We start from the raw sequence: 20,656 nt of genomic DNA, 5'->3' as shown, positions 1-20,656 counted from the left end.
GTTGCCGCCCACGCCGTTGACCAGGACCGACGGTGTGCGCTTCGGTCCCTCGGCGGTCGGTTCGGTCGGGAGGCGGGTAGCCGCCGGACTTCTGATCACCCCCCGGGACGTGTTCACCTGCCGCACGGTCGAAGCGTTTGCCGAAACCGCCGGAGAGGCCCGGTGCCCCCTGGTGCCGAGGCCGCCGATATCTCCGGAGCCGTGCCGCAGACGCCGATCCTGCGCGAGCTGGCCGACCGGGGCGACCCGGTGGACCACCTAAAGCAGTAACGGGACATGAAAGCCCCACCGAATCACGAAGCAGTCTTACGTTTGTGCTGAGCGGGCGGTCGTGCCCGCAAGAGGAGGGGAGACAGATGATTCGACGTCGGTTCATTGCACATCGTCTACTGCCGGCTGTCGCCGGGCTGAGTCTGCTTGCGCCCGCCGCGTCCGCGTCAGCTCACGGCCAGCATGAACAGGACTATCGGCCGGTCGACAGCCGCTATGGAGTGCCGTCGTTGACCGGTGAGGGCGAGATCAGGGCACCACGCGAGTTCAGCGGCATCGCCTGGCTCGCCACCGAGGAGAGCGAGGACGTGTCCCAGGAGGTGTTCCTGGTCTGCCACGACACGAGGGACAACGACGAGGAACGCGACCTGCCACGCCTCTCGATCGTGCGGACGCCCGTCGATCCGAACGGAATCATCGTCGAGGAACTCTTCGTCGACTTTCCCGACGTGCCGAATGACCTCGAGAGCATCGCCCGGTTGCCCGGCCGTAACGAGGCCCTGCTGGCGGAGAGCAACGCTGACGGGGACGACCCGGACCCCACCATCTATCTCGCCCGGTGGGACGACGACTTCGACGTCGAAATCGTGAACGCGGTGCCGTGGCCCGAGACGCCCGAGCCGCTCGTCAACGTCGAAGCAACGGCCGTTGCAACGATCCGCGGAAGGGACTACTTCCTGTACGCCGAACGGGCGGAGGGAAGTGACACCACCACCATCAACATGACCCGCCTGCTGGTCACCGAAGACGGGGAGATCAGGTTCGGTCAGCGGTGGACGTCAGTGCCCTTCACGGCGCCGGTGCCGCCGGGTGCCCGCCCCGCCTCGGGCATGGACATCGACGCGAGGGGCAACATCTACGTCTCGTCCGCCTATGATCCCGGCGACCTCGGTCCCTTCGACAGTGCCGTGTACCGCGCGGCCCAGGTTAGGGCTGGCGGCCCCCTCGGCGCGAGGCTGCTTCCGGTCGAGCCGCCACAGCAGCTCGCCCGCAGCTCAGGACTCAAGGTCGAGGGCGTCGGACTGGTCGCCGGCTCGCTCCCGATCTTCATCGGTGACGACGACGAGGACTATGGCGGCCTGCTTCGCCAACTGCGGGTGACGATGCCCGCCGAGTAGCCGGTCCTGGCGATCCAGGGCTCTTGGCTCCGGTGTCGGGCGGCGGCGTGGGGTATGAGTGCGGCAACCGCGTTGGTCATCTTGATCGCCCCAACCGGGATCGGCGATTTTGCCAGGCGGCTCACCGCCGAAACCACCCAACCCGGCGATACAGCTAAGGCCAGGTAACACTCGGATCACCGGTATCTGACGCCCCCTCAGGGGTGCGGCGCAAGGCCAGCACGTTGTCGGTGACCATGGCCGTCTGCCCCTGGGGGCCAGTTGCGGTGCGCTGGGGTGCGTGGCAGCGTTCGGCCGTCCACCTGGCGTCGTCGAGTTCCAGCGATGCCAGGACCTCCTCGGGGCGTGGGAAGTGCACGTCCTCGCCGGCCTGCCAGGACCAGGGGGCGACGGACGCGTGTTCCACGATGATCAGCAGTCCGCCGTCGGCGACCGCCGCAGCCGCGCGGCGCAGCACCTTCGCCCGGGGAATGTCGAGGGGGGTGTGGAAGTAGCTGGCGTTGACCAGGTCGAAACGGCCCGCGGGAAAGTCGTGGGCCAGGTCGTGCCGGGCGGGGTGCACCCGCTCGGCTACGCCGTTGGCGTGGGCGCCGGTGGCCACGCGTTGCAGGGCGGTGGGCGCGACGTCGACGGCGGTGACGTCCCAGCCTCGGACAGCGAGCCAGATCGCGTCGCCGCCGTGCCCACAGCCCAGGTCCAGTGCAGTGCCCGCCTCGGGCGCGAGCGTGGTGACGAGTTCTTCGAGAACGGCGTTGGGCTTGGTGCCCCACTGTTCGTCGAGGCGCGAGTAGTGGTTCTCCCAGAATGCTGCGGAGTCGCTGTCGGTACTCATGAAAGGCTCTCTTCCGCCTAGGTGGTTTGGGTCAGCCGACGTGGACGAGGGTGTCGGCGGGACGTCGGTGCGAGTGCGCTTCTTGATCAGCAGGGCCACCGTGGCGAGCGCGAGGGCGAATGCGACGGCGCTCGCGATCAACGCTATGTGGTATCCGTGGACGTGTCCGTCCAGGCGTACCGCCGGTGTGATCGTGCCGCTGTGGTCGGCGAGGAAGCCGCTGCTGGCTGCGACCATGAGCAGCAACGGCGTGCCGATCAGGGCCACTGCGATCCCGCTCGCCATCGGTCGCCTGGGGCCGATCTTGGGGCCAGTGAGGCGCCGAGGGTGGCGGCGGCGATGCCGGCGCGGAAGGGGAGAAAGGCCAGTCCGGCGCGGAGCGGCTGGTAGCCGAGGCTGACCTGGAGGTATTAGGTCAAGACCAGCATGAGCAGCAGCACCTGCCGCGCTTGCACGCGCTGCCCGTCCTCCGTCACCACACCGTAGCCGTCACCGTCCCGAAGAACCTCGGCGACCCGTGCCCTGACGACCTGAACGCCGTCGGCCGCGACTTCTTCTCGGCCCAGACGCAGCAGCTCCAGCGGCGAGATTCCCTCGCGGCCGAGGATGCCGTGAGCACCTACGTTGACCGCCGGAGCGTTGCGCGGTTCGCCCGCGCCGACCACCAGGACCGAGCGCCGTGCCCGCCCCAGGCTCGGTGCCGCCGGACAGACCCGCGGCGCCGCCGTCGATGACCACGACATCCCACGGCCGGATGTTCGATTGCACCAAGTTCGTTTTGCTCATGTGCACAGCATGCGACGACCGGGGGATGGTGGCAAAGGAACATGCTGTTTTGGCAAAGCCCTTCGTGGCCACCCCAGCCGTGCCGCTCAGGCCCTGTCTGCCAGGGTGAGTTGAGGCCAGCGGTTCATAGCAAGTCCGCCGGACAGGGCGAGTTCAGGATCGAGAAGCGTTGGATGCTGCTGTTGACGTCGTGACGGCCCAGGATGGGGTCATGAGTGGCAAGAAGGGTCCGCGTTCAGGCGGGCCGCGGGCACGTCGGTCGTTCACGCCGGGGCAGAAGTTGGAGTTGCTGGCCGGGTATGAGCAGGCCGTCGCGGCTGGTGAGGGTGGTGCGTTCCTGCGGCGTGAGGGTTTGTACTCGTCGTTGATGTCGGAGTGGCGCCGGGCCCGTGATGCCGGGCTGTTGCAGGGCAAGCCGGCGGGTGAGACGGTCGGGAGGCCGTCGGCGGAGCAGGCCGAGATCGCCCGGTTGCGGCGTGAGCTGGAGCTGGCGCAGGCGAAGCTGGCGCGGACCGAGACGGCGTTGACGATCATGGGAAAAGCGCGAGAGCTCTTGGAGGACATCTCCAGGAGCGAGCCGGACGGTCCGGACGTGTTCGGGCTCGGCAGGCGCTGATGGCCGCCTATCACGAGCTGACCAGTGCGAGGATCACGACGCGGGACGCGAAGCGGTTGACCGGGATCGCCCGGTCCAGCGCGGACCGGGACCGGCGGCGGCCGACACGGGCGGCGCCGGTGCGGCGGACACCGGCGAACGCGCTCACCCCGGCCGAACGTGAGCAGGTCCTGCGCCTGGTGAACAGTGCGGAGTTCGTCGACGCGGCCCCGGCCCAGATCTACGCGGCGCTGCTGGACCAGGGCGTGTACGTCGGTTCGATCGCCACTATGTATCGGGTTCTGCGCGAGCACGCACAGGCGCGCGAGCGGCGCAGGCTGGCCCGGCACCCGGCCCGCCGGCGTCCCGAGCTGGTCGCTGACGCCCCGCGGCAGGTCTACAGCTGGGACATCACGAAGTTGGCCGGACCTGCGAAGGGCGTCTACTACGACGCCTACGTGATGATCGACATCTACTCCCGGTACATCGTCGGTGCCCGTGTGCACGCCCGCGAGTCCGGCCCCCTCGCGGAGTCGATGATGCGCGAGGTGTTCGGTGTCCATGGCGTCCCGCACGTCGTGCACGCCGACCGCGGCACGTCGATGACGTCGAAATCGGTGGCTGACCTGCTCGAAGACCTCGACGTGACCCGCTCGCACTCCCGGCCGAAGGTGTCCAACGACAACCCGTACAGCGAGGCCTGGTTCAAGACGTTGAAGTACGCGCCGGTCTTCCCGGACCGATTCGCGTCCCTCGCCCAGGCGCGAGCGTTCATGAACGACTTCGTGACCTGGTACAACCACGCCCACCGGCACTCCGGGATCGGCCTACACACCCCCGCCGACGTCCACCACGACCGTCACCACACCGTCCGCGCCAACCGCGAGGACACCCTCGCCGCAGCCCGCACGGCGCACCCGGAACGGTTCGGCACCACCCGGCCCCTGCCCAAAATCCTCGACCTGCCCGGACAGGTCTGGATCAACAAGCCCGAGCCACAACGACAAGCCGCTTAACTCCCGTTGGCCTCAATCCCTTGACACGTTCCGAGGCGCGAACGCAAGCCGGTCCCGACCAGTTGCTTGTGCAGGCAGCCAATTCGCGATGCGGCGGTGTCGATCGGCCTGGCGGCACCTCGCGGACCTGGACGCCGTCAACCGCTCGCCGACTACCGCGACTGGGCCACCCTGACCGGACCGCGCGAACGTCCCAGCCGTGTCGGGTTCGGGGAAGGCCGGTGGTGTGTCGTGGGTGTCTGGTTGATGCCGGTGTGGGGTGTGCCCGGGGGTGGGCTGGTGGTGGAATGCCGGTGGGGGTGGGGGCGTTGCACGGTGGCGACGGCCGTGGGAGTGCCCGCTGGTGAGCGGGTGTGGGTCCGCCGGGAATGGTGGTGGGCCGCCGGTCGTTACATCTGGACCCGGCGCCGTGTGCGTGTCCCCCCGGGCGTGGCGGTGGCCGTTGGCTCTTCCTTGTTTTGCCCTTTCTTGTTTGGTGAGCGCCGGACGGTGCTTGTACCCCTGCGCCCTGACTCCCTCGGGTGTGTGTGGGTGTCGACCCCCGAATGGAGCGTCTTTCATGAACACGGTCTTCCGTCGTAGTGTCCTTGGTGTCGCTGGTCTGGCTCTGAGTACCGGTGTCGTCGCTGGTCCTCTGACGGCTGTCACCGACACCGCGCCCGCCTCCGCTGCGGCTGGGGTGGTGCGGGTGGAGAAGCCGGACGCCGGCAAGCTGGTTGCGCACGGGACGCAGGGTGAGCAGTCCCGGATCGACTTGGGTGACGAGCAGGTCGCGAATGTGAAGGCGATCGTCGCGGCGACGAAGAAGGCGGGTATGGACGAGCGGGCTGCCGTGGTCGCGGTCGCCACCGCGCTGCAGGAGTCGAAGCTGGAGAATCTGGGTCACCTGGGTGACCGTAACGACCACGACTCGCAGGGCCTGTTCCAGCAGCGTCCGTCCTCGGGTTGGGGCACGGTGGAGCAGATCACCGACCCGGAGTACTCGACCACCGCGTTCCTGAAGGGTTTGAAGCAGGTCGACGGTTGGCAGGACATGCCGTTGACCGAGGCCGCGCAGACGGTGCAGGTGTCGGCGTACCCGTTCCACTACGCCCAGTGGGAAACCCAGGCCGCTGACCTCGTCGCCGAACACTGGACCAGCTGACCCACCAAGCCACACAACCTGACCCCAAAGGGGGAAACAAGCTGCTGGCCGGCACCCGAACCCGGGTGCCGGCCAACAGCATCTGCGGCGCGGTCCGGTCCCGCAACGGGTGGCCAACCTCGCAGGCTGGGCATTGTCGATCATGGTGACGCCCGGGATCGCGCCCATATCCGGACGGCGCCCGTGGTCGCCGGGGTACGTTGATGTTGATTCGGGGGCGGCGTCGTGGGCGTCGACTCGCGGGCTGTTGTGTGTGGCTGCGCTCGGTGGTCGAGGTGGGTGCTGCCTGGTCTGACGCGGATCGTCGGCCGATGGTCCTCGCCGGGCTATGTGGGTGGTGGTTGCGTCCTGGGGCGGGCGCGGAGATGGGTGCGTTCACCCTGAGGGCCGAAGAGGCTGAGGACCTCGACGGGTTCGGCGTTGGCGGTGCCGAACCAGTGTGATGTGCGAGTGTCGAACTCGGCCGCTTCGTTGGGCGCCAGCACCAGGTTGTGCTGGCCGAGGACGAGGCGTAGCTGGCCGTTGAGTACGTAGAGCCACTCGTACCCCTCGTGGGTCTGTGGGTCCGGGTCCTGCATGCTGGCGGGGATCACCAGCTTGTACGCCTGAATGCCGCCGGTCCGGCGGGACAGTGGAAGCACGGTCATCCCGTGGCGGGTGACCGGGCGTAGGTGGATTCGGGGGTCGCCGGTGGGCGGGGCGTTGACCAACTCGTCGAGCGTGACGCCGTGCGTGCGGGCCAGCGGGAGTAGCAGTTCGAGGGTCGGCCGTCGGGCGCCTGACTCCAGTCGGGAGAGGGTACTCACCGAGATGCCGGTCTGCGCTGATAGGTCCGTCAGGGTTGTCTCGCTCTGTCGCCGCAGCGCCCGCAGCCGGGGGCCGACCGTGTCGAGGGCCCGGCCCAGGTCGTCGTCCATGCCAGCATTTTGCCAGAACAGCATGAATGTTTGCCGGTCGGTTTGTGTCGTCGATGGATGGTTGCCGCCGGGAGGCGTTACTCGGGTGCCCCGTGCGGGGCACAGCCTACGTCACGCCGGCGGCTTCCCGGTTCCGGCCAGCACCGCGCGCCAGTGCCGCCGCAGCTGGCTTGGGGACGTCAAGACGCAGTCACCGCAGGTGCCACCGCCCGGAATGCGGTAGTAGAGGCAGCAGTTTCGTCGCACCAGAAATCTCCGGGCTCGATCAGGATCCGGCCGGACCACGGTGCCGGTGCCGGCCAGCGGCGGCAGCTCCAGCGCCACCGCCAGCACCGCGCCGGCCCGCTCGGCGTGAGCCGGCGCGGTGTCGGACAGCACCCCGGCAGCACCCGCCAGGGCAGCGGCGACGTTGCCCCACAAAACGTGCGGCGACAGTCGGAACTGGGCACGGAATGCGTCCAGCAGCAGTCGTACCGGGCCCTGCACCGCTGTCTCGACCAGCGCCGTCGTGACCGCGCGATCGTCCAGGTCGCCGCTGGGCAGCGCGTCGAGCGGGCCGTGCGCGACCGGCCAGGGCCCAGCTGTGGGTGGACGCCACCAGAGATCATCGAGGCTCGCGAGCGGCAGTGCGCCGCCCACGACGGCCGCCCCGAGCGGCGGTGACACCAGCCGCGCCGCCAGGCCCAGGAACGTGACCGACGCGACGACGCGCACCGGCACAGCATCCACCGGCAGATCGCACCGCGCGCGCAGCGTGGCGGCCGCCGCGTCCACCCGTTCGGCGAGGACCTCACCATCGAGCAGCTCAGCCAGTGACCGCCAGCCCGCCTGGTCGGACCACGAGGACCAGGCGAAGAAGGGGCCTAGCGCGGAGGCCGCCGTCAGCGCCGGACGGGCGTCACACGGTTCGGACGGAGACAGCGGCGGAGCTGCCACCTTACCGGCCGGCGGCCACGGCCGCGGCGTGCTGCGAACGGCGCATGCCCCGTTCGACCAGCGGGCCGAAGACCAGGCCGAGCGTCGCCCAGACGACGATCTGAGTCCCCAGCGATGCCAGCCGGAAGTTCCAGAGCAGGATCGGCGAGAAGCCCTCCGGGACCTCCTCGATCGAGGGAAGTAACGCCAGCGCAAGCCCGACTACCAGGACGAACGCGCCGGCTCCGACGAGGCCAGCGTTCCAGGCGCCGAGTCGAGCGGCCTGCGTCCGGCCGAGGTATCCACCGAGCGCCACACCAGCGAGCGCGATCGCCATGGTCAGGAAGAACAGCGAGGTGCGTTGACCGATGGTCTCGGAGTCGCCGGTCGCCGGGGGGTTGGCCGGGTATTTGAGCCACGGCACCAGCGCGACCACCAGGAACCCGGTGAGCGCGACCAGCGCCGCGGTCGCCCGCGGCCCGAACCGACCGATCCGCCCGTAGGCGGCGGCGAAGGCCATCGCGAAGATCCCGCCCAGGGCGACGGCGTAGATGAGCGAGGCGGTGATCAAGCCGAGAGTGCTTTGCACCGCCCGGCTGACGCCCCCTGGATCGTCGGCCACGGCGTGGTGCGGTGCGGCGTTGGCTTCCTCGAATGTGATTGCCTGGTCGATCGGGCCCTCGCCGACGAAGTAGGCGAACACGAACGCCAGAAATCCGGCGGCTAGGCCGGCGAGCATGCCGCGGACCAGCAGGGCACGGGGTGACAGCACGGTGACGGCCCCTTCCGTCAGTGACAGGGGAAGCCGAGTAGATGGCGGCCGTCGTGTACGAACTCGTGCACGTCCGCACCGCTGATCATCTGGAAGACACCCTGCTCGGTGCCGACAAAGTGGAGCAGCACGAGGGCCAACACGGTGCCGAAGAGCAGCCACGGCTGCAGCTCACGCCACGGTATGGCGACGGGCGGGATGGCCGGCTGCGGCAGGGCGGAAGACGGGCTGGACACGGGGCAACCTCCTCGGGATTACGCGTCCCACAACGGGTTCCGGTGACGGTGGCGGGTCTGACTTCCGCGTCCCCCCGCGGTTGCGGGCGGACGCGGTCACAGTGGCGCGACCGTGCCGGAGTTGCACCGGCTTCCTCACATCGTCACTCGCCACGGACGCTACGGTCGGCGGCGCCGGCGTGTCAACTGTGGCACCGCCGATCGTCGAGTAGGCCGCTGACCGTCGAGCAGGTTGCGTGCCGGCAGGACGGTCCGCGGCCCGTCGAGTTCGGCGGTGGCGCCGAGAATGTGTACGTGCGGGTTGCTCTACCTCCAATACGAAGAACACCGGCGTTGGGAGGGTGAGAGCGCAGTGCACCTGGATTGAGGTCGCAAGCGAGGACAGCCGAGGCCTGGTTGGGAGGAACCACCGCCATCTGGTGTGACTCCGGGATACCGGTTGGTGTGTTCCGGCGCATCGGCGTCGGCGGTATGCCCAGACGTTCGAGGATCCGGCAGGTCGTTGATGTGCGGAGGCTTGGTCTGCGCGGTGGGGAGACCCTTCAGTGCTGAGCCGCAAGGCGTGGCCGGACGGATTGGGGTGCGGCTCTGGTGAGGTGCGGCGACACGCTGTGTGGCCTGGGGATGTGTTACTGGTTGTGATGGTGAAAGGGATCCTCCCGCTATGTTCGTCGGTTGCGAGACACGAACATCAGCAAAGAGGGAGCCCGGTGCAAGAGTACGCATCCGAGACGGCGGACGATGCTTTCGCCGGCTCATCCGTGCGGTTCGGCGCGATGGTGGACTTCCTGTCCGGTGAGCATGCGGCGGGGATGACTCACGCCGAACTGGAGGAGCGGCTGCATACCGATGGCATGCGGTTGCTGTGTCAGTTGTTGCAGGACAGTCTGGATCTTCGTGCCAGTCGGGAGGAACGGCTCGACGAGGTGACCGACGCCGATAGCCATCTGCGGGGGTGGGCCGAGCGGGGGCGGCAGCGGACGCTGGCCACCCGGTTCGGTGAGGTGGTGGTGACGCGTATCGCCTACCGGGCGCGGGCGCGGGCCGATCTGAACCCGGCGGACGCGGTGTTGAACCTGCCCGTGGAGAAGCACTCGCATGGACTGCGCCGGTTGGCCGCGGCCGAGGCGGCCCGCGGCTCGTTCACCGACGCGGCGGCCGCGATTGAGCGGGCCACCACGGTGCGTATCGGGAAACGGCAGGTCGAGGCGTTGGCCGCCGCAGCGGCGATAGATGTGGATGCCTTCTACACCGCCCACGCCCCGGACTGGTCGGCCGATGATGATGTGCTGGCGTTGTCCTTCGACGCCAAAGGGGTGGTGATGCGCCCCGACGGGCTCCGCGCGGGCACCGCCAAGGCCGCGGTCAGCCAGAAACTGGCCGGCCGCCGGTCCAAGGGCGAGAAACGCAACCGCAAGCGGATGTGCGAGGTCGCCGCGGTCTTCGACGTGACCGGCAAGCCGCGCACCATCGCCGACATCCTGCCCGAGGACCCCGAAGCGGCCCAAACTGCTACCCCGGCGCCGGTCACCTCCGGCAAGTGGCTGCACGCCAGCGTGACCGACGACGCCGCGGCGGTGATCGCCGCCGGGTTCGCCGAGGCCGACCGCCGCGACCCCGACCACGCTCGGACCTGGATCGCCCTGGTCGACGGCAACACCCACCAGATCGACCGGATCCACGCCGAGGCCAAAACCCGCAAGATCACCTTGCCGGTTGTTGTGGACTTCATCCACGTCATCGAGTACCTCTGGAAGGCCACCTGGTGTTTCCACCCGGAGGGCGACCCGAACGCCGAACGGTGGGTCCGCGCCCAGGCCCGGCAGGTGTTGGCCGGACGGGCCGGCATAGTCGCCGCAGCCATCCGACGCAAGGCCACCTACCACGGCCTGGACCCCGGCAAACGCAAACCCGCCGATGTCGCCGCCGCCTACCTGCTGGCCAAAAAACCGTACCTGGACTACCCGACCGCGCTGGCCAACGGGTGGCCGATCGCCACCGGGGTGATCGAAGGCGCCTGCCGCCACCTGGTCAAAGATCGTATGGACGTCACCGGCGCTCGCTGGGGCCTCGACGGCGCCGAAGCAATCCTCAAACTCCGCACCCTGATCAGCAACGGCGACTTCGACCAGTACTGGACCTGGCACCTGGCCCAGGAACAACAACGCATCCACAACAGCCGCTACCTCGGCGGTGCCATCCCACAATAGACGATCACCTCAGAGGAGCCGCACCCGACGGATTGTGGGTACCAACGGCGGAGGCGGTCGGGACTGCGGGAAAACGGAGAAAGGTGGTGCCAGCGTGGTGAGGTTTCTGGTCATGGCGACCTACACCACCCAGGGAATCGGCGGACTAGCCAAGGAAGGGGGGACACGGCGTGCCGAGGTGGTTCAGGCGCTCATCGAGAATTCCGGCGGGCAGGTGGAGGCCCTGTACTTTTCGTTCGGCGAACACGACCTGTACGTGTTGTGTGAACTGCCGGACAACATGACCGCTGCCGCACTCGGCATCGCCGTCCGCGCCGCAGGTGGTGTGGACACCGTGATGATCCCGCTCCTGACTTCGGAGGATATCGACGAGGCGGCCCAAGTTCCGATCGCCTACCGGGCGCCAGGCCGGTGACGTTTAGGGTGTGGCGAGTAGAAGACGGTGGCGGCGTCGCCACCGTTCCGTCCCTCCACCGGTAGGCCGGCAATTCTGCGAGCCGAACGGAGGCGCCGGCTGGACCCGGATCGGTGGCCGGGAGGTGGGCCTCGGGTCGGATCAGCGGACGACCGGTCTGTGGATGTGGATGGTGGACGACATTTTGATCGCCAGTCATCAATGATCCAGCGTAGCAGCCTCGTCTTCACCAAAGAACCGTCTGATCCCTGCGACCGTAGCCGTCGCATCCCTGTCCAACTGTTGCGCGGTCGGCGCCCACAGCGCCACGTTGGCCATTCGGAAGTCGTTGGCCTGGCGTGGCTGTCCGACCGATACGACCTCGTCGACGTGTACCACCCCGGGCAGCCTTCGCAGATCATCCGGGCTGACCTGCGAGCGGACCACACCCTGCCGGTCGGAGAACGACGGAAAGATTCCCATCGCATACCCCTTCTGGCCGGCGGCGGTCATCTCCGGCTCACGACCCATTGCCAGACTGAGCGCCACGGCTACCAGATCGGGACCGTCGACCAGACGCAGCAGGCGGTTGAGGTGACCACCCACCCGGCCGTTGATCTCGATGATGTCGGGCCCGTCCGGGGTAAGTTTGACCTCTGTGTGCGTCACCCTCCAATTGACTTGGGTGCGGCTCTGGTGAGGTGCGGCGACACGCTGTGTGGCCTGGGGATGTGTTACTGGTTGTGATGGTGAAAGGGATCCTCCCGCTATGTTCGTCGGTTGCGAGACACGAACATCAGCAAAGAGGGAGCCCGGTGCAAGAGTACGCATCCGAGACGGCGGACGATGCTTTCGCCGGCTCATCCGTGCGGTTCGGCGCGATGGTGGACTTCCTGTCCGGTGAGCATGCGGCGGGGATGACTCACGCCGAACTGGAGGAGCGGCTGCATACCGATGGCATGCGGTTGCTGTGTCAGTTGTTGCAGGACAGTCTGGATCTTCGTGCCAGTCGGGAGGAACGGCTCGACGAGGTGACCGACGCCGATAGCCATCTGCGGGGGTGGGCCGAGCGGGGGCGGCAGCGGACGCTGGCCACCCGGTTCGGTGAGGTGGTGGTGACGCGTATCGCCTACCGGGCGCGGGCGCGGGCCGATCTGAACCCGGCGGACGCGGTGTTGAACCTGCCCGTGGAGAAGCACTCGCATGGACTGCGCCGGTTGGCCGCGGCCGAGGCGGCCCGCGGCTCGTTCACCGACGCGGCGGCCGCGATTGAGCGGGCCACCACGGTGCGTATCGGGAAACGGCAGGTCGAGGCGTTGGCCGCCGCAGCGGCGATAGATGTGGATGCCTTCTACACCGCCCACGCCCCGGACTGGTCGGCCGATGATGATGTGCTGGCGTTGTCCTTCGACGCCAAAGGGGTGGTGATGCGCCCCGACGGGCTCCGCGCGGGCACCGCCAAGGCCGCGGTCAGCCAGAAACTGGCCGGCCGCCGGTCCAAGGGCGAGAAACGCAACCGCAAGCGGATGTGCGAGGTCGCCGCGGTCTTCGACGTGACCGGCAAGCCGCGCACCATCGCCGACATCCTGCCCGAGGACCCCGAAGCGGCCCAAACTGCTACCCCGGCGCCGGTCACCTCCGGCAAGTGGCTGCACGCCAGCGTGACCGACGACGCCGCGGCGGTGATCGCCGCCGGGTTCGCCGAGGCCGACCGCCGCGACCCCGACCACGCTCGGACCTGGATCGCCCTGGTCGACGGCAACACCCACCAGATCGACCGGATCCACGCCGAGGCCAAAACCCGCAAGATCACCTTGCCGGTTGTTGTGGACTTCATCCACGTCATCGAGTACCTCTGGAAGGCCACCTGGTGTTTCCACCCGGAGGGCGACCCGAACGCCGAACGGTGGGTCCGCGCCCAGGCCCGGCAGGTGTTGGCCGGACGGGCCGGCATAGTCGCCGCAGCCATCCGACGCAAGGCCACCTACCACGGCCTGGACCCCGGCAAACGCAAACCCGCCGATGTCGCCGCCGCCTACCTGCTGGCCAAAAAACCGTACCTGGACTACCCGACCGCGCTGGCCAACGGGTGGCCGATCGCCACCGGGGTGATCGAAGGCGCCTGCCGCCACCTGGTCAAAGATCGTATGGACGTCACCGGCGCTCGCTGGGGCCTCGACGGCGCCGAAGCAATCCTCAAACTCCGCACCCTGATCAGCAACGGCGACTTCGACCAGTACTGGACCTGGCACCTGGCCCAGGAACAACAACGCATCCACAACAGCCGCTACCTCGGCGGTGCCATCCCACAATAGACGATCACCTCAGAGGAGCCGCACCCAATTGACTTCCAAGGCGTCGAGACAACCAGCCACATACTGTCCAAGCTCGTTGACCATCGACTCAGGTAGCCGGGACGGGGTGATGTCACCGCTGACGGCGACAGCGTCGGCGGCATCGGTGCCGGCCCGACGGATCACCCTGACCGGGGTTTTGTCGAACACCGCGAGGTGGCGTCGGCCGGAATCGGCGTTCATCGTCTCCACCGAGACGAAGTCGGCCAGTCCCGCTGTCTCCGCTGGGTGTCGTCCGTCAGGTAGGCGGTCCTCCAGAAGCAGCCCTCGCCAGTTCCGGCGGTGGGTCCGTTGGAAGGTGACGTCGGCCGGAGTGACCACGAAAGTCACCCCGGCCCCGCCGACCCCACGACGCGGCTTGAGCACCCATGGGCCGGGCAGCGTGGTGACCACCTGGAGGAAATCCTCCTCGGTCTCGATCGGCCAGGCACGTGCCCGAGTCAGTCCCCGGGCTGCCAGGACCCGGCGCTGTTCGAGCTTGTCCCACGGGGACCGCAGACCAGTGGAGCCGGGCATCCCAAGCTGGGCCACCGCCTCGTCGGTGATCCCGAGGTAGGAGTCATGGAAGGTGGTCAGTCCGGCCAGACCCAGTCGCCGTACGGCATCGATCACCGCGTCCAGCCGGTTCGTCACGACGACATCGACGAGGTGGCCGTCCGACTTCGCCAGTTCGGGCACCTGTCCGGCGACTGACTCGGTGACGATGACGACCGGTTGGCACAGCCCGGAGGCGGCGTGGCGGATCTCCGGTAGCGAGGCACTGCCCGACGGCTTGTACAGCACACCCACGCGGGGCAGGTCATCCGCAGCGGCGACACCCTGCCTGGTCGTTTCCACCACGTCTCCGTCACTGTGCGGGTTGCCCTCCGATTGATTGTGCACCGTCCATCCCACGACAGCCGTGGATCGGGCCAAACCCCGCCGGCTTCTGGCGTGAGGCACATCTGGCTGCGTGCCGACTGCGACGCAGCGCCATGTGGCGTTCCGAGAGCCGGCGTTCGATGTCGGGTGCCGGCCAGCGAGTCTCCACTGGACATCGATGGCACCGACCGAGGACCGCGAACAGTGCGCTGTTGTGGTCTCGGGGCCGGTCAGGCGACCCAACCAGTCGTCATGCCGGTGACCCCGCATCCGTCGGTGTCGGCGAGCTTGAGTCCGACGAACTGCCGGGCAGCCGCACTGGTCTGTACCGGAAGGCAGGACCCGGATCGGTCCGCGCCGCGATCACGCTCGCGGCAACCTCGGCGGAGGTCTGAGCGGAGGTATACGTATCGCCGATGCGACCGAGGTAGGCACGTAGAGCTGGCCCGTAGTCGCCGGCCTGCGCGGGGATGGCGTCCCGGTCGACGCCGACGTTGGCGACGAACTCACCGATCACGGCACCCGGCTCGATGACGGTGACCGTGACGGTGACCCCGACGGTTGCCGCGACTGGGGCGAGGGACTCCATGAACCCCTCGACGGCGAACTTTGCCGCGCAGTACGCCTCGTTGAACGGCTGACCGATGACTCCGCCGACGCTGGTCACGGTCAGCAGCCGTCCCTTGGCGGCTCGCAGGTGTGGCAGGGCGGCGTGGCTGACGTGCGGGACGCCGAAGAAGGTGACCTCCATGACCGTCCGGACGTCGTCCACGGCTCCCTGCTCAAGGGTGCCGACGTGTCCGGCACCCGCGTTGTTGATCACCGCGTCGAGTCACCCGTGCGTCACCACGCCACGCCGACATCCCAGCGCGGGTGGTGTGCTTGCCGGCCGGGCGGCTCGGCTCTGAGTCGCAAGTCAAAGACCCAGGTGCGGGAGTCGGTGAGTGGCGATGGAACCCGGTGGTGTCGTGGTCGACCCCCACTGCCCACGTGCTCCGGGTGCTGCGGGTTGAGGACGTTCCGGTTCTGGTGTCGACTGCGCGGTTTGGTCCGGACAGAGTAAGTGGACCCGAAAGGTTCTTTCTTTCGCGTTTCGGACCACCTGTCGGGCTGTCGCGGCACTCTGGTGAAGGCAGCCACCGAGCCCGAGCCGGCCGGGCGCGGTGGATTGTGGCGGGACACCACCCGCACCGAGGTCGCTCCCGGCGGGTTCCGTGAAGCGCTGGCACGACCTCGCTGCCACGACAACAAACCCGATTACCAAGACTGGAGACTGCACGTCATGTACACCCGACACGCTCTATGGGGAAGATCAGCCCTGGTGGGGGTGGCCGCTCTCGCCGCCCTCGGCCTGTCCGCTCCGGCCGCCCTGTCGGCCGCCGGACTACCGACGTCCGCTCAGCCGTACCCGGCCGCGTCCGAACTGTGCCCGGTCGCCAACGCTCAATGCCCGGCGTACCCCGCCTTGTTCGACACCAGCCCGAACGGGGCGTACAACGCCGGGTCGGTGGACGACCTGTTGAACGGCGCGGCCGTCACCCAGGCCTGGGCCCACCTGCAGTACAACTCCTACGCCGAGGCAGCGGACTTCAAGGGCCTCACCAACCTGGCCAACGTCTGGCGGTCTGTCGCCAACGTCGAGTACTGGGACCACTACAAGTCCGAGATCATGATGTCGGAGATCTACAGCAACCAGGACAACCTGTACAACCTGCGGGTGGCGATCACCCAGGCCGTGCAGGCCAAGCAGGCGTACCTGGCCTGGGCGGCCGAGGCGCCGGACCGCAAGTCGTACGAGACGCTGCGTGGCCTCGCCAAGTGGCAGGCCGAGGCCGCTGCCCTGCTCACGCAGGCGGAGCGCAGCCTGGCGGAGGGCATGGGCAAGGTGCCCTACGCCCCGCCCGTCAAGGACGTCCCGCTCAAGGTCACGCCGGGGCCGAACTACAGCGAGCCGTTCTACAGCACGCTGACGGCCCCCTCCGACTCGGCGCTGGGCGTGGCGGCCTGGCAGTGGGGGCAGTACGAGACCATGGCCGAGGTCGCCGTCTCCACGGGTATGGCGAAACTGGGCGCGCTGCTGGCCGGACTCGGAAACCAGGAGGTGCAGAACTACCGCAAGGTCTCCAACCTCGCCGGATTCGTCAACGGCCCCAAGATGAACCTCCAGGTCTCGATCGAGTCGGAGCAGGGCGCGATCGACTACTACACGGCCGCGATCACCAGGGCAAACCAGCTGGGTGACCCGGCAGCGGCCAGCCTCTTCCTCGACATCAAGACGGACGAGCAAGGGCACAAGATGACCTTCGAGATCGAACTCGCGCGCCTGATGGGCAAGGACCACAAGGGCAAGGAGCACAAGGGCGAGGACGGCCACAAGGGCAAGGAGCACAAGGGCAAGGACCACAAGGGCAAGGAGCACAAGGGCGAGGACGGCCACAAGGGCAAGGAGCACAAGGGCGAGGACGGCCACAAGGGCAAGGAGCACAAGGGCGAGGACGGCCACAAGGGCAAGGAGCACAAGGGCGAGGACGGCAAGTACGACGGCCACAAGTACGAGGACGGCAAGTACGACGGCCACAAGTACGAGGACGGCAAGTACGAGGACGGCAAGTACGACGGCCACAAGTACGAGGACGGCAAGTACGAGGACGGCAAGTACGACGGCCACAAGTACGAGGACGGCAAGTACGAGGACGGCAAGTACGACGGCCACAAGTACGAGGACGGCAAGTACGAGGACGGCAAGTACGACGGCCACAAGTACGAGGACGGCAAGCACGAGGACGGCAAGCACGAGGACGGCAAGCACGAGGACGGCAAGCACGAGGACGGCAAGCACGAGGACGGCAAGCACGAGGACGGCAAGCACAAGGAGTTCAGTGGCAACAACAACGTCCTGGTCGAGTGACGTACCAGGAGGACACTTGCGCTGACTGAAGTGGAGTGGCGAGGAGGTGCCGGAATCGGCCTCCTCGCCATCCACGTGTCAGTTTCCTGGAATCGGGGAGGGGCCCGTGGCGCGGTCCGAGCCGCCCCGCCCAGGGACGTTGGCCGCTGCGACACCACCGCGCTGTGGCCGACCCCTGTCTGCCAGGGTGAGTTGAGGCCAGCGGTTCATAGCAAGTCCGCCGGACAGGGCGAGTTCAGGATCGAGAAGCGTTGGATGCTGCTGTTGACGTCGTGACGGCCCAGGATGGGGTCATGAGTGGCAAGAAGGGTCCGCGTTCAGGCGGGCCGCGGGCACGTCGGTCGTTCACGCCGGGGCAGAAGTTGGAGTTGCTGGCCGGGTATGAGCAGGCCGTCGCGGCTGGTGAGGGTGGTGCGTTCCTGCGGCGTGAGGGTTTGTACTCGTCGTTGATGTCGGAGTGGCGCCGGGCCCGTGATGCCGGGCTGTTGCAGGGCAAGCCGGCGGGTGAGACGGTCGGGAGGCCGTCGGCGGAGCAGGCCGAGATCGCCCGGTTGCGGCGTGAGCTGGAGCTGGCGCAGGCGAAGCTGGCGCGGACCGAGACGGCGTTGACGATCATGGGAAAAGCGCGAGAGCTCTTGGAGGACATCTCCAGGAGCGAGCCGGACGGTCCGGACGTGTTCGGGCTCGGCAGGCGCTGATGGCCGCCTATCACGAGCTGACCAGTGCGAGGATCACGACGCGGGACGCGAAGCGGTTGACCGGGATCGCCCGGTCCAGCGCGGACCGGGACCGGCGGCGGCCGACACGGGCGGCGCCGGTGCGGCGGACACCGGCGAACGCGCTCACCCCGGCCGAACGTGAGCAGGTCCTGCGCCTGGTGAACAGTGCGGAGTTCGTCGACGCGGCCCCGGCCCAGATCTACGCGGCGCTGCTGGACCAGGGCGTGTACGTCGGTTCGATCGCCACTATGTATCGGGTTCTGCGCGAGCACGCACAGGCGCGCGAGCGGCGCAGGCTGGCCCGGCACCCGGCCCGCCGGCGTCCCGAGCTGGTCGCTGACGCCCCGCGGCAGGTCTACAGCTGGGACATCACGAAGTTGGCCGGACCTGCGAAGGGCGTCTACTACGACGCCTACGTGATGATCGACATCTACTCCCGGTACATCGTCGGTGCCCGTGTGCACGCCCGCGAGTCCGGCCCCCTCGCGGAGTCGATGATGCGCGAGGTGTTCGGTGTCCATGGCGTCCCGCACGTCGTGCACGCCGACCGCGGCACGTCGATGACGTCGAAATCGGTGGCTGACCTGCTCGAAGACCTCGACGTGACCCGCTCGCACTCCCGGCCGAAGGTGTCCAACGACAACCCGTACAGCGAGGCCTGGTTCAAGACGTTGAAGTACGCGCCGGTCTTCCCGGACCGATTCGCGTCCCTCGCCCAGGCGCGAGCGTTCATGAACGACTTCGTGACCTGGTACAACCACGCCCACCGGCACTCCGGGATCGGCCTACACACCCCCGCCGACGTCCACCACGACCGTCACCACACCGTCCGCGCCAACCGCGAGGACACCCTCGCCGCAGCCCGCACGGCGCACCCGGAACGGTTCGGCACCACCCGGCCCCTGCCCAAAATCCTCGACCTGCCCGGACAGGTCTGGATCAACAAGCCCGAGCCACAACGACAAGCCGCTTAACTCCCGTTGGCCTCAATCCCTTGACACGTTCCGGACCGCCCACGTCGTGTGCGCCGTAGAGCCACGTGTGCTGCCCCGGACGGGGTTGTCGACAGTCTCGATGTAGTGCCTGGCTCCGGCGTGCTGACATGTCGGCGAGAGCGGCCAGCGACCAGGCCCGCCGACAGGCGGAAGCCGATGGCCTCGACGGTGACCACCTCACCAATCTCTGGTCGCGGGCCGCGAGAGTCCACTCGACGTTGGCGGCGGGGATACGACCCGCGCAGTCAGGGCGACTCGCTCGGCCCTGTCCGGTCCCCGACGAGGACCGTGAGATCATCCACCTGATCCGCGCCGTCCACACCGCTACCCGCTGGCCGCCAGTTGCCGCCATGACGACGGAGAAAGCCGATGAGCACTGATCCGACCCCGATTCCCCGTTCTGGCGTACTGCTGGGACAGGAGTACGACCAGCTCCGGAAGACCGGTGACGTGCATCGGGTGCTGCTTCCGGATTCCTCCCTGGCATGGCTGGTCACCGATCCGGACACGGTGTCCCGGGCATTGGCCGACCCGCGTCTGGCCCTGAACCGCTGTCACAGTCGAGGCGCCTGGTCTGGTTTCGCGCTCCCTCCGGCCCTCGATGCGAACCTGCTCAACATGGACTCACCCGATCACACCCGGCTACGCCGCCTGGTCAGCCCGGCATTCAGCCCACAGCGGGTCGCCGCACTACGTCCCGGTATCCGGCGAATCGCCGATCAGCTTCTGGACATGCTCGTTGCCGCTGGCGGCACTGCCGATCTGGTCACCGGCTACTGCACGCCGCTGTCGGTCCAGATCATCGCCGAGCTGCTGGGGGTACCGGAAGCTGGTCGTACCGATCTCCGGGCCTGGACCGACACCATGCTGACGAGCTACCCGCCGGACCGAAACGCGGTCCGGCGGGCGGTGACGGAACTGCACGGCTACGTCGTCAACCTCATCGACGAGAAACGCCGACATCCTGGAGACGACCTGTTGAGCACACTGGTCACCATCGAGGAAGACGCTGACCGGCTCAGCCGGGACGAACTGACCTCACTGGCCTTCTTGATTGTGTTCGCCGGCTACGAGAACACCGCTAACCTGATCGCCTCGACCGTGCTGTGGCTGCTTGATCATGATGGACTCGACGCGGTGCCAGTCCCCGAGGCGATCGAGGAAGCCCTGCGCCACGCGCCGCCCGCACCAGTCGCCATCCGTCGCTTTCCGGTCGCGGACCTGATGATCGGGGGCGTCACGATCCCAGCCGGCGACACTGTCCTGCTCGGCCTTGCCGCAGCCACCCGGGGTACCGACGGCAACGCCGCGCGACTGGCGTTCGGCAACGGCCCCCACTACTGCATGGGCGCGGCCCTGGCCCGCATCGAGGCCGAGGAAGCACTCACCGCGCTGGCCCACCGGCTACCCGGCTTGACGCTCGCCGTACCCGGGACACAGGTCCACTGGCGCCCCACGTTCCGCACCCACGGGCCGGCCGAACTCCTCGTTCGCTGGTGACCACCGCGAACCACCGCCATCCGAACCTACCGAACGCGTACCTGATGACAGGCCCTCGAATGCTTCGGTCCGCACGATTGTCACCTGCCGTCGGCCGGATCCAACGCGCCGGCG

The 20,656-nt window shown here is 68.1% G+C and carries 17 protein-coding genes and 2 pseudogenes; 10 read left to right on the top strand and 9 right to left on the bottom strand.

Annotation, left to right across the window (positions count from 1 at the left end):
- Positions 1 to 356 precede the first annotated feature (356 nt).
- Positions 357 to 1,388 (top strand): hypothetical protein, encoded by a 1,032-nt coding sequence (locus tag QTQ03_RS18590; protein WP_289279149.1) that lies wholly within the window; start codon positions 357 to 359, stop codon positions 1,386 to 1,388.
- Between the two features lie 154 nt (positions 1,389 to 1,542).
- On the opposite strand, the gene QTQ03_RS18585 is transcribed toward QTQ03_RS18590, so the two are convergent.
- Both QTQ03_RS18585 and QTQ03_RS18580 read right to left on the bottom strand, forming a co-directional pair.
- Entirely contained in the window at positions 1,543 to 2,505 is a 963-nt protein-coding gene (locus tag QTQ03_RS18585; RefSeq protein ID WP_289279148.1) for a class I SAM-dependent methyltransferase, read from the bottom strand.
- Positions 2,506 to 2,630: 125 nt separating this feature from the next.
- The gene (locus QTQ03_RS18580; protein ID WP_289279147.1) at positions 2,631 to 2,963 is read right to left on the bottom strand and encodes an NAD(P)/FAD-dependent oxidoreductase; all 333 of its coding nucleotides are present in this window, start codon (positions 2,961 to 2,963) and stop codon (positions 2,631 to 2,633) included.
- Between the two features lie 254 nt (positions 2,964 to 3,217).
- Between QTQ03_RS18580 and QTQ03_RS18575 the strand changes: the two genes are divergently transcribed.
- Both QTQ03_RS18575 and QTQ03_RS18570 read left to right on the top strand, forming a co-directional pair.
- Positions 3,218 to 4,617 (top strand): IS3 family transposase gene (locus QTQ03_RS18575; protein ID WP_502889682.1). Its coding sequence is split into 2 segments (ribosomal slippage): positions 3,218 to 3,551 and positions 3,551 to 4,617, totalling 1,401 coding nucleotides; the frame shifts between segments, so codons are not numbered across the junction.
- A 559-nt stretch (positions 4,618 to 5,176) separates the two neighbouring features.
- The gene (locus QTQ03_RS18570) at positions 5,177 to 5,761 is read left to right on the top strand and encodes a hypothetical protein (protein ID WP_289276146.1); all 585 of its coding nucleotides are present in this window, start codon (positions 5,177 to 5,179) and stop codon (positions 5,759 to 5,761) included.
- A gap of 326 nt (positions 5,762 to 6,087) precedes the next feature.
- Here QTQ03_RS18570 and QTQ03_RS18565 read toward each other — a convergent pair whose 3' ends face one another.
- From QTQ03_RS18565 to QTQ03_RS18550, 4 genes are all read right to left on the bottom strand, one after another.
- Complete coding sequence (locus QTQ03_RS18565) at positions 6,088 to 6,678, bottom strand: helix-turn-helix domain-containing protein (protein WP_289279146.1); 591 nt, start codon at positions 6,676 to 6,678, stop codon at positions 6,088 to 6,090.
- Positions 6,679 to 6,789: 111 nt separating this feature from the next.
- On the bottom strand, positions 6,790 to 7,614 hold the full coding sequence (locus QTQ03_RS18560) for a (2Fe-2S)-binding protein (RefSeq protein WP_289279145.1): 825 nt from the start codon (positions 7,612 to 7,614) through the stop codon (positions 6,790 to 6,792).
- 1 nt (position 7,615) lies between these two features.
- Entirely contained in the window at positions 7,616 to 8,365 is a 750-nt protein-coding gene (locus QTQ03_RS18555) for a CbtA family protein (protein ID WP_289279144.1), read from the bottom strand.
- Between the two features lie 17 nt (positions 8,366 to 8,382).
- Positions 8,383 to 8,601, bottom strand: a complete 219-nt coding sequence (locus QTQ03_RS18550; RefSeq protein ID WP_289279143.1) for a CbtB domain-containing protein — start codon at positions 8,599 to 8,601, stop codon at positions 8,383 to 8,385.
- A 776-nt stretch (positions 8,602 to 9,377) separates the two neighbouring features.
- On the opposite strand from QTQ03_RS18550, the gene QTQ03_RS18545 reads away from it, so the two are divergent.
- Both QTQ03_RS18545 and QTQ03_RS18540 read left to right on the top strand, forming a co-directional pair.
- Entirely contained in the window at positions 9,378 to 10,811 is a 1,434-nt protein-coding gene (locus QTQ03_RS18545; protein WP_289280660.1) for an ISKra4 family transposase, read from the top strand.
- A 112-nt stretch (positions 10,812 to 10,923) separates the two neighbouring features.
- Complete coding sequence (locus QTQ03_RS18540; protein WP_502889779.1) at positions 10,924 to 11,226, top strand: GYD domain-containing protein; 303 nt, start codon at positions 10,924 to 10,926, stop codon at positions 11,224 to 11,226.
- Positions 11,227 to 11,424: 198 nt separating this feature from the next.
- Here QTQ03_RS18540 and QTQ03_RS18535 read toward each other — a convergent pair whose 3' ends face one another.
- On the bottom strand, positions 11,425 to 11,874 hold the full coding sequence (locus QTQ03_RS18535) for an ATP-grasp domain-containing protein (protein ID WP_289279141.1): 450 nt from the start codon (positions 11,872 to 11,874) through the stop codon (positions 11,425 to 11,427).
- A gap of 212 nt (positions 11,875 to 12,086) precedes the next feature.
- On the opposite strand from QTQ03_RS18535, the gene QTQ03_RS18530 reads away from it, so the two are divergent.
- Positions 12,087 to 13,520, top strand: coding sequence for an ISKra4 family transposase (locus QTQ03_RS18530; RefSeq protein WP_289280660.1), 1,434 nt, complete (start codon positions 12,087 to 12,089; stop codon positions 13,518 to 13,520).
- A gap of 9 nt (positions 13,521 to 13,529) precedes the next feature.
- Here the strand turns inward: QTQ03_RS18530 and QTQ03_RS18525 are convergent, their stop codons facing one another.
- The gene (locus QTQ03_RS18525) at positions 13,530 to 14,396 is read right to left on the bottom strand and encodes an ATP-grasp domain-containing protein (RefSeq protein WP_289279140.1); all 867 of its coding nucleotides are present in this window, start codon (positions 14,394 to 14,396) and stop codon (positions 13,530 to 13,532) included.
- A 254-nt stretch (positions 14,397 to 14,650) separates the two neighbouring features.
- Positions 14,651 to 15,252, bottom strand: a pseudogene (locus tag QTQ03_RS18520) (SDR family NAD(P)-dependent oxidoreductase); the annotation flags it as partial.
- A 450-nt stretch (positions 15,253 to 15,702) separates the two neighbouring features.
- Here QTQ03_RS18520 and QTQ03_RS18515 point away from each other — a divergent pair.
- The 4 genes and pseudogenes from QTQ03_RS18515 to QTQ03_RS18500 all read left to right on the top strand — a co-directional run.
- Positions 15,703 to 16,764: pseudogene (locus QTQ03_RS18515) on the top strand (ferritin family protein); the annotation flags it as partial.
- 857 nt (positions 16,765 to 17,621) lie between these two features.
- Positions 17,622 to 19,021, top strand: a protein-coding gene (locus tag QTQ03_RS18510; protein WP_502889682.1) for an IS3 family transposase whose coding sequence is annotated in 2 segments (ribosomal slippage) — positions 17,622 to 17,955 and positions 17,955 to 19,021 — 1,401 coding nt in all. Because the reading frame shifts where the segments join, the coding sequence is not laid out codon by codon here.
- 128 nt (positions 19,022 to 19,149) lie between these two features.
- Complete coding sequence (locus tag QTQ03_RS18505) at positions 19,150 to 19,422, top strand: hypothetical protein (RefSeq protein ID WP_289279139.1); 273 nt, start codon at positions 19,150 to 19,152, stop codon at positions 19,420 to 19,422.
- Positions 19,412 to 20,542, top strand: a complete 1,131-nt coding sequence (locus tag QTQ03_RS18500; RefSeq protein WP_289279138.1) for a cytochrome P450 family protein — start codon at positions 19,412 to 19,414, stop codon at positions 20,540 to 20,542. The genes QTQ03_RS18505 and QTQ03_RS18500 overlap by 11 nt, the downstream gene beginning before the upstream one ends.
- The last annotated feature ends 114 nt before the right edge of the window (positions 20,543 to 20,656 follow it).

Origin of the sequence: Micromonospora sp. WMMA1363 (assembly GCF_030345795.1) — a bacterium.
In the GTDB taxonomy this organism is placed as follows: Bacteria; Actinomycetota; Actinomycetes; order Mycobacteriales; family Micromonosporaceae; genus Micromonospora.
Note: the sequence above shows the minus strand (reverse complement) of the source record. Positions and strands in the feature narration are given on the sequence as shown.

Excerpts from the sequence above, each read along its gene's own strand:
- QTQ03_RS18530 (WP_289280660.1), top strand. The coding sequence starts at position 12,087 with ATGGTGGACTTCCTGTCCGGTGAGCATGCGGCGGGGATGACTCACGCC.
- QTQ03_RS18540 (WP_502889779.1), top strand. The coding sequence starts at position 10,924 with ATGGCGACCTACACCACCCAGGGAATCGGCGGACTAGCCAAGGAAGGG.
- QTQ03_RS18505 (WP_289279139.1), top strand. The coding sequence starts at position 19,150 with ATGTCGGCGAGAGCGGCCAGCGACCAGGCCCGCCGACAGGCGGAAGCC.
- QTQ03_RS18590 (WP_289279149.1), top strand. The coding sequence starts at position 357 with ATGATTCGACGTCGGTTCATTGCACATCGTCTACTGCCGGCTGTCGCC.
- QTQ03_RS18500 (WP_289279138.1), top strand. The coding sequence starts at position 19,412 with ATGAGCACTGATCCGACCCCGATTCCCCGTTCTGGCGTACTGCTGGGA.
- QTQ03_RS18565 (WP_289279146.1), bottom strand. The coding sequence starts at position 6,678 with ATGGACGACGACCTGGGCCGGGCCCTCGACACGGTCGGCCCCCGGCTG.
- QTQ03_RS18545 (WP_289280660.1), top strand. The coding sequence starts at position 9,378 with ATGGTGGACTTCCTGTCCGGTGAGCATGCGGCGGGGATGACTCACGCC.
- QTQ03_RS18570 (WP_289276146.1), top strand. The coding sequence starts at position 5,177 with ATGAACACGGTCTTCCGTCGTAGTGTCCTTGGTGTCGCTGGTCTGGCT.
- QTQ03_RS18580 (WP_289279147.1), bottom strand. The coding sequence starts at position 2,963 with ATGTCGTGGTCATCGACGGCGGCGCCGCGGGTCTGTCCGGCGGCACCG.
- QTQ03_RS18585 (WP_289279148.1), bottom strand. The coding sequence starts at position 2,505 with ATGGCGAGCGGGATCGCAGTGGCCCTGATCGGCACGCCGTTGCTGCTC.